The sequence below is a fragment of the Marinobacter sp. DSM 26671 genome (assembly GCF_900112835.1).
GTDB classification, from domain to species: Bacteria; Pseudomonadota; Gammaproteobacteria; order Pseudomonadales; family Oleiphilaceae; genus Marinobacter; species Marinobacter flavimaris.
In genome coordinates this window covers 1-13,153 of record NZ_FONF01000039.1, presented here as the reverse complement: position 1 = coordinate 13,153, position 13,153 = coordinate 1, and the positions used below count along the sequence as shown (strand labels likewise).

The 13,153-nt window shown below is 55.1% G+C and carries 15 protein-coding genes; 5 read left to right on the top strand and 10 right to left on the bottom strand.

The annotated features are described in order from the left end of the window. Window positions 1-221: 221 nt before the first annotated feature. The 7 genes from BM035_RS21300 to BM035_RS21270 form a co-directional block, all read right to left on the bottom strand. A complete protein-coding gene (locus BM035_RS21300; protein WP_092034311.1) occupies window positions 222-1,577 on the bottom strand; it encodes an MBL fold metallo-hydrolase in 1,356 nt (451 codons plus the stop codon). Further along, window positions 1,574-2,494: a ribose-phosphate diphosphokinase gene (locus BM035_RS21295; protein ID WP_092034309.1), complete on the bottom strand. Its 921-nt coding sequence runs from the start codon at window positions 2,492-2,494 to the stop codon at window positions 1,574-1,576. The genes BM035_RS21300 and BM035_RS21295 overlap by 4 nt, the downstream gene beginning before the upstream one ends. Next, a complete protein-coding gene (locus BM035_RS21290) occupies window positions 2,491-4,005 on the bottom strand; it encodes a thymidine phosphorylase family protein (protein WP_092034307.1) in 1,515 nt (504 codons plus the stop codon). The genes BM035_RS21295 and BM035_RS21290 overlap by 4 nt, the downstream gene beginning before the upstream one ends. 46 nt (window positions 4,006-4,051) lie before the next feature. Further along, window positions 4,052-4,510: an ATPase gene (locus BM035_RS21285; RefSeq protein ID WP_092034305.1), complete on the bottom strand. Its 459-nt coding sequence runs from the start codon at window positions 4,508-4,510 to the stop codon at window positions 4,052-4,054. A 169-nt stretch (window positions 4,511-4,679) separates the two neighbouring features. Continuing rightward, window positions 4,680-7,034, bottom strand: coding sequence for a heavy metal translocating P-type ATPase (locus tag BM035_RS21280; protein WP_092034303.1), 2,355 nt, complete (start codon window positions 7,032-7,034; stop codon window positions 4,680-4,682). 40 nt (window positions 7,035-7,074) lie between these two features. After that, window positions 7,075-7,347 (bottom strand): DUF5676 family membrane protein, encoded by a 273-nt coding sequence (locus BM035_RS21275; RefSeq protein ID WP_091854502.1) that lies wholly within the window; start codon window positions 7,345-7,347, stop codon window positions 7,075-7,077. Between the two features lie 13 nt (window positions 7,348-7,360). Beyond that, window positions 7,361-7,594 (bottom strand): DUF2933 domain-containing protein, encoded by a 234-nt coding sequence (locus BM035_RS21270; protein WP_228285436.1) that lies wholly within the window; start codon window positions 7,592-7,594, stop codon window positions 7,361-7,363. A 185-nt stretch (window positions 7,595-7,779) separates the two neighbouring features. On the opposite strand from BM035_RS21270, the gene BM035_RS21265 reads away from it, so the two are divergent. From BM035_RS21265 to BM035_RS21245, 5 genes are all read left to right on the top strand, one after another. Next, on the top strand, window positions 7,780-8,007 hold the full coding sequence (locus tag BM035_RS21265) for a hypothetical protein (RefSeq protein WP_092034301.1): 228 nt from the start codon (window positions 7,780-7,782) through the stop codon (window positions 8,005-8,007). A 35-nt stretch (window positions 8,008-8,042) separates the two neighbouring features. Then, window positions 8,043-8,819, top strand: coding sequence for an SAM-dependent methyltransferase (locus tag BM035_RS21260; RefSeq protein WP_139216088.1), 777 nt, complete (start codon window positions 8,043-8,045; stop codon window positions 8,817-8,819). Window positions 8,820-8,941: 122 nt separating this feature from the next. Then, entirely contained in the window at window positions 8,942-9,310 is a 369-nt protein-coding gene (locus BM035_RS23255; RefSeq protein ID WP_353743823.1) for an SPFH domain-containing protein, read from the top strand. Window positions 9,311-9,333: 23 nt separating this feature from the next. Further along, window positions 9,334-9,573: a hypothetical protein gene (locus tag BM035_RS23070; RefSeq protein WP_091855218.1), complete on the top strand. Its 240-nt coding sequence runs from the start codon at window positions 9,334-9,336 to the stop codon at window positions 9,571-9,573. 10 nt (window positions 9,574-9,583) lie between these two features. Continuing rightward, entirely contained in the window at window positions 9,584-10,081 is a 498-nt protein-coding gene (locus tag BM035_RS21245) for a hypothetical protein (protein WP_092034298.1), read from the top strand. A 421-nt stretch (window positions 10,082-10,502) separates the two neighbouring features. Here BM035_RS21245 and BM035_RS21240 read toward each other — a convergent pair whose 3' ends face one another. From BM035_RS21240 to BM035_RS21225, 3 genes are all read right to left on the bottom strand, one after another. Next, complete coding sequence (locus tag BM035_RS21240; protein WP_091855216.1) at window positions 10,503-10,700, bottom strand: hypothetical protein; 198 nt, start codon at window positions 10,698-10,700, stop codon at window positions 10,503-10,505. A 327-nt stretch (window positions 10,701-11,027) separates the two neighbouring features. Next, on the bottom strand, window positions 11,028-12,272 hold the full coding sequence (locus tag BM035_RS21235; RefSeq protein ID WP_228285437.1) for an alginate export family protein: 1,245 nt from the start codon (window positions 12,270-12,272) through the stop codon (window positions 11,028-11,030). Between the two features lie 723 nt (window positions 12,273-12,995). Next, window positions 12,996-13,153 (bottom strand): transposase (locus tag BM035_RS21225; RefSeq protein WP_175497446.1); only part of this gene is annotated, 158 nt, incomplete at its 5' end.

Genomic DNA, 13,153 nt, shown 5'->3' with positions numbered 1-13,153 from the left:
TCAAATCGGTATGTTCGATCACCCCGCGCCCTTTTGCCCAGTTGGCAAACTGGGGGTAACGCTGCCGGTATTGGGCAGCACGCTGCTGGATTCGATGTGAATCCTCAATGGAATAGCCGTTCATGATCTCTCCCTGATAACTCTACTGACGTTAATGGTGGCCTATTAGAAATCCTCGCCGTAAATATCCGGATTACCCCGGGTATTTGCCCGGTCTCACATCAAAGACGCAAAATGGATTGGTAGCTTGCCACCTCCACCTCAAACCGGGTGTTCTGACGCAAGTGATCCTTCATGGCCTCCAGCGCATCAGGGTCTCCATGAATCAAGTTGATCGGCGTTTCGGGGGCTAAGTCACTTTGAGCCAGCCACTGTTCAATCTCTGTGAAATCTCCATGCCCGGAAAGCCCACTCAACACCTCCAGCCGGGCCTTGACCGGAATCCAGTCGCCGTGGATCTTGATCCTTTCCGCTCCATCAACCATTTTGGCGCCTCGTGTCCCCCCTGCCTGATAACCGGCAAAGATAACGGTTGTGCGGTGCTGGCCGAGGAGACGCTTGAAGTGATGAAGAATGCGACCGCCCGTTGCCATACCGCTGCCTGCAATAATTACGTGCGGGTAGGCCTGATCAGCCAGCGCCTTGGAGTCCTGGACGCTGCGGCTATAATGAACGGTGCTGCACATTTCGTGGCATTCTGAACTGCTCAACCGATGCTGATCTTCGTAGCGGCAGTAAATCTCAGAAACATCAATCGCCATGGGGCTATCCAGATAAACTGGCAACCTTGGAATTCGTCCCGCCTTCATCAGGTCGGTGAGCATATGTTGCAAGACCTGCGCTCTGCCCACGGCAAAGGCTGGAATCAGTATATTGCCCCCTTTGTCGACCGTTTCGTTGACGATGTCCGCCAGTTGTGACGGCAAATCCACGTCTTCGTGGCGACGATCGCCATATGTTGATTCCAGCATCAGCATGTCGAGTGCTGGCAGGGGTGCCGGTGGCCTCATGAAAATATCATTGAGGCGGCCCACATCGCCGGAAAAACCGACGCGTTTACCTTCCGCCTCGATGATGACACAGGCCGCCCCGAGAATGTGCCCGACCGGTCGCAGATGAAAGCGTATATCACCGAGCTGGATCACTTGGTGAAAGTCCACCGACTGAAACAGCTCCATGCAGGCTTCTGCATCCTCCTGATCATACAGGGGCTCCGGATTCTCATGCCTGCTCAGCTTATGGCGGCCGAGGTAATGTGCCTCCTCTTCCTGAAGATGGCCGCTATCGGCCAGCAATATGCTGCATAGCTCTCGGGTGGCATGATGGGTATAAACCGCCCCCCGGAAGCCCTGCTTGTACAACACGGGGATGTAGCCTGAATGATCCAGATGGGCATGGGTCAGAAGCACGGCATCCAGCGAGGCAATATCGAGCGGCAACGGTTGCCGGTTGCGCTTTCTCAGCCACTTGTACCCCTGAAACAGGCCGCAATCGACCAATACACGTGTCTGGCCGGTTTCAACCAGGAACTTGGAGCCGGTCACGGTTTCCGTGCCACCCAGAAATGTAATGTTCATCGGCGCTCATCCTCCACCTGATTGAGAAAATGCCTGACCGGCGGCACCAGCAACTCGCTGACATCGATCTCATTGCTGCTGTGTGGAACCGTGTTGGTGGTCACCAGCGTCTGCAGGCCGGTACCCAGAAGGTAGGTGTCCGAGGCCTCCGCAAAAATGCCATGCACCGCCGCACACAGGATGGCCTCCGTGCCTTGTGCCTTAAGTGCCCTGACACACTCGCCAATGGTGCGGCCGCTGGAAATAACGTCATCAATGATGACGGCTTTCCGGCCGTTATACGCCGAGATATCCGGCAAGGTGACTTCAACGCGCCGGTCACCCAGACGCTGCTTGGTGCCAATGACATAAGGATGGTTACTGGCCTGCGCGATACTTGATACCCATTGCTCACTTTCCGCGTCCGGACCTACCAGCAACAGACCGTTTTGCCCCCGTAGCCAATCCGCCAGCGCCGGTGCTCCCTGAACAACTTGCGTGGGTATGCTGTAGATTTCGTCAAGAGACTGGTACCTGTGCAAATGTGGATCAACGGTGATCAGCCAGTCGATATGTAAAGACAAAGACTGGGCAAACACCCTGGAAGTGACCGCCTCCCCTTCTTCGAAGCGTCGATCCTGGCGCATATAGCAAAGATAGGGCGCCACCAACCCAATCGACCTGGCACCGAGTTCCCGGAGAGTTTCAAAGAGAAACAGGAGAGCAAGGTATTTGGTGTCTGGATGCGTTAGGTCGGCCAATATTACGCAGTTCGCACCTTTGACTGATGTGAGCACACGTAAGTAGGACTCACCATCAGGGAACCTCCGCACCTCCAAACTTCCCGGCTCCAGATTGAGCCGATCACAAAGTTTTTCCTGTAATGGATGGGGAGCAAGGCTGAACAACACACTTTTTTCAGTAATGCCCACAATCATTCCTCTCGCTTTACAGTGAAGATTGCCGGCCCCATATCGTTAAACGCCAGCGCATAATCCTGCTGTCCCGGACTGTCACTGAGCAATTCATAGAGAGGCTCTCCCTTAGTGACTCTATCACCGACGGTCGCCAGTAGCCGCAGCCCTGCGGTAGAGCTGGCAGGTGCGCCTGCCAGCTTGGCGACACGGGCAAGCCGACGATTGTCGATAGACACGATTGTTCCGGATTCCGAGCACAGAACTGGGCGCCTAAAACGGGCTTCACCTAAGCTCCTCTGCCCTCCCTGAGCCTCTGTTATACGCTTGAACTGCCCCCAGGCAGAGCCGTTTTGAAGTAGTCGTTCTGCTTTGACCATCCCCTCTTTCACGCCACGACCATCAGCCAGATCGAACAAATGGCCAGCCAGCATGATGGCGCGGCTCCGTAGATCCTCCGGCGCACCCCGCTTTCCCTGCAACACGGCCAAAACATCACGGGCCTCCTCTGTCGGCCCGATCCCTGCACCAACCGGCTTGCTGCCGTCTGTCGCGATGCAGCGTACCTTCAGCCCACAGGCCGCCCCAACGCTTGTGAAAAGAGAGGCCAGCCGGTCGGCATCGCCGGGCGTTCGAACCTTGGCCGTCTCCCCCACCGGAATATCAATCACCGCATGGGTGGAACCGGCAGCAATCTTCTTGGACAGCACCGAGGCCACGAGCTGGCCCTCACCATCAAGGTCCAGCGCTCTCTCGATGCGAATCAACAGGTCATCAGCCGGGCTGAGGTTCATCGCCCCACCCCAGGCGAGACAGGCACCGGTTTCTCTGACCACACGGCGAATCTCGTTCAGCCCAAGCCTCACATTGGTCAGCGCTTCCATGGTGTCCGCTGTTCCCGCCGGTGAGGTGATGGCACGGGAGGAGGTTTTAGGCATTACTAAGCCTGCTGCGCTGACGATCGACACAACCAGCGGCGTGGTCCGGTTGCCCGGCAGGCCTCCAACACAGTGTTTGTCGAACACACGATCCACGCCTGGCCAATCGAGCTGTTGTCCGCAATTCACCATCGCCTGGGTCAAAGCAACAATCTCATCGAAACCTAATCTGCCACCCGCACAAGCGCTCAGGAAACAGGCTATTTCGACATCGCTGTATTTGTGTGCGGAGATATCGGAGACAATGCGGGCCATCTCAGCCGGAAGCAAGCTGTGTCCGAATACTTTCCGACGAACCAGACTCAAGGATTCGATATAGGGCGCATGATGTACTGAAACCAGGTCAGACGGAGCCACCCCGAGCCGCTCTATGGCGATATCTGAAAGCCCCGCATACCCTTTGGGAACCGTTTCATCAGACGAAATATTGAGAGTTGCGATGATGGAACGTCCCTGCGAGGAAATTCCCACCCTGGAACTGGCGGCGAATCCTTCTGAAAGGCACACATCACAATCACCACGCATGTAGACGACAGGCTCCTGATGAGTATTGATACCCATCTTGAAAACCCGTAACTGACTGGAAGACGCCACCATATATCAACATCCTTTTCTGCGTCGAAGAATAATTTCAGTGTTCTGATCAGAGGTCGTTCATACGCCCTATCTGCCTGGCCAATCGCATAGCTTCGTTCTCTTCCATGGTTAGCAACGATTGCAGTAATTCTTTCGCCTCGGGAATCTCGGCTTTGTCGGCCATGGTGCGATAAAGGTCCTCTATCTGATCATGGAAATCGAATACTTCTCTGCATATGCCCTCAAAATCCAGCTGTGCGTAGGGCTCATCGCAGGTTCTGTGGGTCTTAATGGGATGGTGAGACAGGTAGTCGTAGACCCTTGTCTCCAACGCTTTGGAATCGCCCTGCGACTTGAACTCGTTCACAATACGTTCCATTTCCGATTCATGGGTCGCCAAATAGTCCAGCAACGCTTGTGCTCGCTCTTCTTCATTCTTAGTGGCGCAGTGGGACAGGCATCTTGCAAGATGAGCATGCAGGTCCCGTGTCCAGTTAATAAGTTCTCCGAAGGTTTTGATGTCCATTTACCCGTTCCCCCTTGTTGTCATTAATCATGTCAGCAAACAGCAATTACCTACCACTTAAACTCATAAGCCTGAATTCACACTGAAAAACCCCAACAAAAGATGCAAAAAGAGTCGCTCAATAGCGTGGGCTTGATGAACATCAATTTTTCCAATTGGAAGTGTTCGTCTACCCTAAGCCGTCCAGTCGGGTTCGCTTTAGCAGGAGTGCATTTACCGCAACAAGAGCGGAGCTTCCAGACATTGCGAGCGCCGCTACTTCTGGGCTTATCACCAACGGATAGAACACGCCTGCCGCCGCGGGAAAGGCGATGACGTTATAGCCCACCGCCCAGAACAGGTTCTGGTGCATCTTGCGCAGGGTAGCGCGCGACAGCTCGATGGCTCCCAGCACATCGTAGGGGTCGCTCTTCATCAGCACCACGTCAGCGCTCTCAATAGCCACATCGGTGCCGGCACCGATGGCGAAACCCACCTCCGCCTGGGTCAGTGCCGGGGCGTCATTGACACCGTCGCCCACCATGCCAACCTTCTTGCCCTGAGCCTGGAGCTCCTTGATCTTGTCTGCTTTCTGCCCCGGAAGGACATCGGCGATCACCATCTCAATGCCGAGTTCCCGGGCGATGCGCTCGGCGGTGGCCTGGTTGTCGCCGGTGAGCATCGCCACCTCCACCCCGCGTTCACGCATCTTTTTGACCATTGCAGTAGCGGTGGGGCGCGGCGCATCGGCAATGGCGATAAGGCCGACCAGCTTCCCGTCCTGGGCGACGTGCACCACGGTCTGCCCCGCGCTCTGCAGACGCGCGGCCTCGTCCTTCAGGCTCGCCATGTCGACCTTCTCTTCGTCCATCAGCCGGCGGTTGCCGAGCAGCACGGTCTTGCTGCCAATCTCCGCCCGCGCGCCCTTGCCCTCGATGTTGGTGAAGCCGGTCAGCGGATCAAGCTGCAAGCCTTCGGCCTTACTTTGTATCGCCTGGGCCAGAGGATGGTCCGAGCCCTGCTCCACCGTCCCCGCCAGTGCGAGGACCGCCTCCTCGGTGCTGCCCGCCACCACGACCACCTCGACCACCTGCGGCTCGCCCATGGTCAGGGTGCCGGTCTTGTCGAAGACCACAATATCCAGCCGGGTGGCATCCTCAAGTGCAGAGGCATTCTTGAACAAGATGCCGTTCCTGGCACCGAGGCCGGTGCCCACCATCACCGCCATGGGCGTTGCAAGGCCCAGGGCGTCCGGGCAGGCGATCACGAACACGGTGATAGTCAGGGTCACGGCAAGCAGCAGGCTTTGGCCAATCCACCAGAACCAGACGGCGAAGGTGAGCAGGCCGATTACGATGGCAATCACCACCAGCCACTGTGACGCTTTGTCCGCCAGCAGTTGCGCCGGGGCCTTGGAGTTCTGCGCCTCCTGCACCAGCTTGACGATCTGCGCTAACGCGGTGTCGGAACCTACCTTGGTGGCGCGATACCTGAAGCTGCCGCTCTTGTTAATGGTGGCCCCGATCACCTTATCGCCGGGCTTTTTTTCCACCGGCATGGACTCGCCAGTGAGCATGGACTCATCCACCAGGGACTCGCCCTCCAAGACCTCACCGTCCACCGGAATCTTATTGCCGGGGCGGATCACGACGATGTCGTCCTTCAGAACCTCAGCGGTGGGAACCTCCCGTTCCTGGCCATCACGCAACACAGTGGCCTTGGGCGGCGCGAGATCCATCAGCGAGCGGATGGCGTCCGAGGCACCGGCACGGGCGCGCATCTCCAGCCAATGGCCGAGCAGGATGAACACCAGCAGCACCGCCACCGCCTCGAAAAACTGCACACCCGGGAAAAAGAGCGTGGAACCGACGCTGAACAGGTAGCCAGTACCCACCGAGAGAACGACCAGCACAGCCATGTTGAGCACGCCGTTTTTCAGCGCGCGCCAGGCGGCAACAAAGAACGGCCAGCTTGGCCAGAGCACCGCGATGCTTGCCAGTAATAGCAACCACAGGTCTAGCCGCAGCCCGAAGGGCGGTGCTGGCGGTTCGAACAGCCCACCCATGGGCGAATAAATGAAAATCGGGAGGCTGAAGATCAGGCAGACCCAGAAACGGTTGCGCATGTCGCGCACCATTGCCTGCATGTCCATGCTGCCGCCGTGGCCCATCTCGTGAGCCATCTCGTCCTTTGCGCCAGTATGTTCGCCGTGTTCAGCAGGATGCGCGGTATCGTCGTGGCCGGTGTGGGAGGCATGGCCATCGTGGACGGGCGTGGACACAGCCCCGGCTTCGGTCGGCGGGTCCCCCGGGTCGCAAACGTGCCTGGGCAACTGTTCTCCGGAACAGTGATAGCCGCACTCGTGTATCCGGGCCTTGATAGCCTCAAGGTCCACCGTCGCCTCATCATAGGTGACGGTCGCGCTGCCGGCCACATAGTTGACCTCGGCCTTCTTGACGCCGGGCAATCTCAATAGCTGTTTCTCTACGCCCCGGGCACTCAGTGCCGATAGCAAGCCGCGGATCTCCACAACGGTATTTTTCATTCCTTGTTTCCCTTTCCTTATTTGCAGACCGGAGCTTTCGTCAGCCCGACGCGCGCCCGACACCGAGATGGCGATGAAGCCAATTGAAGATCGGGCAGAACACCAGCCCGACATAAGCGCCATATAGAAAACTCTCAATCAATCCGAGCAGAAATCCCCACCAGGTCAGCCACTTGAACGCCGGCAGCACCTGCTCGAGAAACGTGTGCATGTGCAGGCTTTGCGGCGTCACCAGTCCATAGATCACGCAAACGATGAAGGTGACCGCCGCAAAGAGGCCCAACGCCCAGGTAACCAGTCTTGTGTCAAGCATGTTCCGTCCTCCGTTAATGCCGATGGCCAGAACGCCTGTCCGGGTCGTTTCCCGACTTGTCCCGCGCACTATGTCCACCATGCCCGCCCCCGCCGTGACCACCATGTCCTCCGTGACCGAACATATGCATGCCCACGAAAACGATGCCAATAAGCACCGAGAACCAGTTTTCCGCCAACCATTCCATAAAGACCTCTCCAGTCTGCTGCTGTACCAGCTGCCTTTGCATTACTTCAGGCCCGGGCATGGCATTTCCTGACGCAAGTCAACCACATCTGCCTGAATTCAAACTGAATTACCGGACCGAAACAGAGCACACCTTGATCTCGATCAAATTAGAAACAATGTCCTAAAATTGATGACGCATGCACTTGCCGGTTACTGAATTTACTGGACACATGTTTTCTAGGAACACTCTGAGGAGAGAAAGGCATGAGCAACGAATCTTTCTCGGCAAGCATGCACCTTGAGCCTCAAAAAAGGCCTGCGGGGAAAAGCAGCATCATTCAGCTCAATCTTTTTCGAAAGGCGCTGAGATCTCTTCAGTTCGGCTCGTTATCACTTACATGGCCAGATGGAGAAAAGACGTGCCATGAAGGGAAGCAAGACGGTGTACATGCAGAAATGACAATCCTGCAGTGCATGTCATTGATCGTCTGATCACCCACGGTGATGTGGGACTGGGAGAAGACTACATGGCAGGCAAATGGTCCACGCCCAATTTGCTTGCCCTAATGCGCCTTGTCACGGTGAACATAGTCGTTTTTGACCGCGCTTTACGCTCTAGCGTGGGGCTCCGGTTATGGCATTGGTGCAAACATCGGTTGTTTTCCAATACGGTTAAGCGCAGCCATGAAAACGTCCATGAGCACTACGACTTAGGCAACGATTTTTATCAGCTATGGCTGGATAAGAGCATGACCTACTCCTGCGCCCTGTTTGGTGGCAACGAGTCCCTCTCGCTTTACGAGGCACAGCAAGCGAAATATGAGCGGATCCTTCAGCGACTGGCACCGGAACGGGGAAGCCGCATCCTGGAAATAGGCTGTGGCTGGGGCGGTTTTATGGAAGTGGCAACTGCACACGGGTGCCATGTAACCGGGGCAACCTTGTCCAGCGAACAGGCGGATTGTGCCCGCCAACGACTCCGGTCCGCCGGACTGGAGGGAAATACCGAGGTGCGTTTACAGGACTATCGGGAACTGTCGGGGCCGTTTGATTACGTGGTATCAATCGGGATGTTTGAACACGTGGGCGAGTCCTATTGGCCCACTTACATGAAGGATGTACACGATTATCTGAGACCCGGCGGCAAGGCACTGATACAAACCATTACCATTGCCGAGGAGCGATTTGAGCGGTATCGCTCCGGCAACGACTTTTTGCGGGCACCCACCAACCTGATTATTCCACCACATCAATATCTTGATAACAATGTGTTGGAGATAGGCACCGATGCCACAACCGGTTAACGCGTGTCCGTCGATTGCAGGAATCATTAATCGATAAAAGGAAACAACCATGAACGATCGATTCCGCCCCTCCTTGTCGGATATACCGGTTTCACCACGTCAGATCACTCTGTATATAGGCATTGCGGTTGCGGGACGATTACAGTGTTCGGTCGCGACTGGAAGATATTCTCGGTAGTGAAACCCGCAAAGCTGTTGCCAAACACGAATTGATAGAACTTGCACACACCAAGAAAGGCAGGGAGCCCGCCTTCGACCAGCCGCTCACAAAAGCGGTGATTGGCCAACCGCGGTCCGTCCGACGGGGGCGGCAGCTAATAGAAGCGGACATCTCTGCCGCGGCTTCGGCAAAGATGGCTAAATTTGGCATTGAATTGCCCGACATTCGTTTTAAGCGGATCAACTACAATGAAAGCGTTCGCCAGAATGATCAGCAAACGCCAGCAGATTGCCGAGCGATTCCGTTCCGAGGGTGCCGGCGAAGCCGCTAATTATCGGCGACAAGGAAAAGGATTTGCAGCGCATTGAGTCTGAAGCCTATCGGGAAGCTCAAACCATTCAGGGGGTGGCGGACGCGAAAGCCACGGAAATTTACGCAGCGGCGTATAACCAGTCGGAAATATCCCGTGATCTGTATGACTTTGTCAAAACCCTGGAGACCTATAACCGGGTGATCGACTCTTCCACCACGCTGGCATTAACCACTGAAAGCGAGCTACACCAACTGTTGAATGGTATAGGCCAAAACCCCTGAGGAGGGCTTGATGAACAAGCTGGCGTCCACGATTCGTTGCCCCGTGTGTGATATGAAAAAAATCAATCGCTCGCTACTATGGAATTACCAGGGTATCAACCACTATTTCTGTTCGCGTCAGTGCCTAGAGCGATTTAAATCCCGCCCGCATCTGTTTGTGGGCGATCCTCAACACGGATTGTCGCCCAAGCAGAAAAATCAAGTGATTCTAAAAAAACGCCGCATGCGACTCCGCGAAATAATCAGCGATGACCTCAAGGCTGATTTGAAAACATCACTGCAGTCGCTGATGGGTATTGATGCAGTGGACTTCACGGATCAGGAGCTGTATGTGACTTACGATCTGCTGCAGGCTTCCCTGGAAGATATCGAAAAAACCATCGAACAGGCGGCAGCCCGGCTGTCAAAAGGTATGGCGGAACAGGTAAAACGCGGGCTGATTCATTACAGCGAGGAGTGTGAGCTCGACAATCTCGCACACCTGACCAAAAACAGTGACTGTCATTGAGCAAGAAAGCATGGGAAAAGGCATCAACTACACTTAGTCTACCTTTTTGCGGCGCGGTGTGGGGGGGCGTTGCTGTTTCAGAGCTTCTGGGCATAACCGTCATCTACAGGGAACTGAGCCACAGCGAGTTCAAACGCTGCCTGAAGCAGGGTTGGTTAAAAGATCTGATGGTTGGTGGGTAAACCACTCGCGACAGCTTAAAGGAACCTTTTGAAAGCAAAAACAATTTTGTCACCCCGAGGGTCTATATCGATCTGGCGGAAGAGCTTGCTCCCTATGACGTGGATTATAAAGGCGTCATCTCCTATGGGCCTCTCGCCACGTTGATCGGCTGGGTCGCACAGGCGGTATTAACGTCATGCGAGTGGAGCTAAGGCGAAAGAAGGCGGCTTGAAGATCAGGGATCTATGTTAACGAGCGTTCACTTATAAGTGACACCGTGTCGGTCAAATATTTCATAGACTTCTCTTGCTTCCTCCGCCGGCAACATCACCCGGATCGTCTGCTCATCCTTATCAATATAGATCAGATCCTGTGGAATTTCGCTGCCAATAAGGTCGTCTCGCGTATTGTGTGCCTGATCCATGTTCTCGAACTTACCATTAATAGCTTTACCCATCTTGTTTCTCCTTGTTGTTTAGCTTCTGCATAAAGCATAGATAACACATCAATTTCTGTAAATTTATGACATTGCCACGGACCGAGCGCCGTCCTTGAAACCATTCGCGGAGGGCTTAAAGACCCGTAAGTCGCGGATGATCGCCGGCCAGCCACACGCCTGCGTAACAGAGCTGACCGCGATTCGTGTTGTGTGCGGAAAACTTCCTGAGGCCTCCTCGACCGCACCGTTAGCCAGTGGCCCTTGCCATTCGGATTATCTTCCCCTCGGTCGGGGTGACTCCGCTTTCTTTCAGGCGGATGTCTGATTAACGCAACAGTGAGAAAGTCAGAACTTGACCTGTCCCCACAACCAGGCCTTGTCCGTATCCACACCGCGACCATCCTCGGCATAGCTGGCGAACTTGGCACCCACCGTGTAATGTTTGTTGACTGGGTAGGCAGCCAGCAGCCCCAGCTCAGAGCCATAGCTCAAGCTATTGATGTCACTGCTGTAGTCATGAAATATGGCCAGCAACTTGACTCCCTTTACTGCGGCACCCGCCGATACGTAAAGATCCTGCAAGCCATCGTCCGGGGTGACCAAGAACTGGTCGGCCCAACCGTTCATTGCGTGAAGCGTAGCCAGAGGAGTCTGAAATGATCGGCCGTCGTCCGACTCCAGGGTTTCCATGCCCACCTTGACCGTAACGCCATACGCGGCGAGGCCCGCTTCCGCCAGCCAATAGGCGGCCTCAAAGCTTTGCGGGTTGTCTGCATAGTCCTTCTGGATTGCGTACTCCAGAGTGTACAGGACTTTGGCGTCTTCCGTTACATCGGTGCCACCAGTGAATCGCAAGCCAAAATTCTGGGTTGAGTTGACGTCTGCGGTGGTAAAGTCGAACAGATATCCGTAGGCGGTAAGGGTTCCGGCGGCCAACCCCTGATACTGAACATTAAGAATCGGCGACTGCATGGGGAAATTGCCATTCGGGCTGGCGTCCGAGAATATCCGGTTAGCATTGTAAAGATAGCCCGCTGTAATCGTCGTGTCTGGAAGCGACTCGTTGGCGCCGATAAAGGCATCGAAGGTCTGCTCATTCTGGCGCCAGCCAACTGTGCCTATAAACCGGTGATTGTCCAGAGCAAAGCGCTGACGACCATAGGTCAGTGTGGTATCCGGAAGGCCTTTGTAACGTACGTAAATTTGGTTGACTTCGGTTTCCGTCGGATCAGCGACCACTGAGTGATCGGTTGTATCATTAATGGTGCTATTGTAGTTCTCATTCCCCACAGCGGTCACATCTTCCGCCTCGGCAAACACCTCAAACCCCTGGAAATCACCAGTCCGGTACCCCAGTCGGGTTCGAACGGTGGAAGCATGGGCTTGATCGAGAGGGTTGTCCTGATCCACAAATTCGTAACGGTAGCGAACTTCAAGCGAAACCGCTCCCCCGGTCAAGGCGTCGGTAAGGGTCTGGGACAGGACAGGCGTCGCGGAAGAGGCCAGAAGTGAACCAATGGCCAAGGCCAGCAACGACTTCTGGTTTCTTTGGCCTTTCCTGGCAGGGAGCGGCGTTAGCATCGTTTTCATCCTAGTGGTACCTTCTGTGGCCGTATAAGGGGTGAGTGGAGTCAATGTTTCATTCATGAGTCGATAATTCAGTTTAGGGCGCCTATGTCCGCGGCAACCTTGATATCGGTCAGCTTGAGCCTGACTCGCAAGGGGTACCTCCAAAAGCTCACAGACAAAACGAGCAGGACAAGGTGCCATCACCTCATCCGTCTCACAGAGCCGTCCCTACGGGCCTCGTTTGCGGCTCATTCCATTGAGATACCTCTGGGCTTGAAGGACTGTGCGGCGCTTATTTCCTCAAATCCTAGAAAAAGCCACCAATGATCATTTGCAGATTTAACAGCTGCCCCATAGTCAGCCTGCCAAAGGCAATGAACCCCAAATGCGGATCGGAGAGGCGGAAAACTCGACAGAAAAACGAGAACTCCAGTAGACCAGCAGGAACAACCCAGACTCGGCTCCAGTTCGGCGAGGCTGCTTAGTAAACCAGCATAATGCGACAAACAATTTGACGCCTCTCAGAATCAACTTGATTTGACGCTGAAGGATGCCGTAGCTCTGACCCTATACACAGCCTAGCCCGGATTTCTCATAGTGCTCCAACAACCTTCGCAGACCAAGCCTGGTAGTGCCAGATCCGAGTGGTCATGGTCGAAGTTGGCGATTATTTAGCCAGTTTCCGGCATTCAGGCACAACTCCCCCTTTCCCCCATTGGTATCGGGCCGGGGGAGCCCGATTATCTACTGGGGCACCAAGCGCTGAACCAGTGCTGAGAGATCGTTCTTGTGTGGATAGCTATCACTCATCAACACCCGTATTCGGCGGGTGTTGCGGATGATGACTGCGCCAACCTTGATCAGCTTCAAGCGCAAGGTGCCGGCACTCATACGTTCGAAGG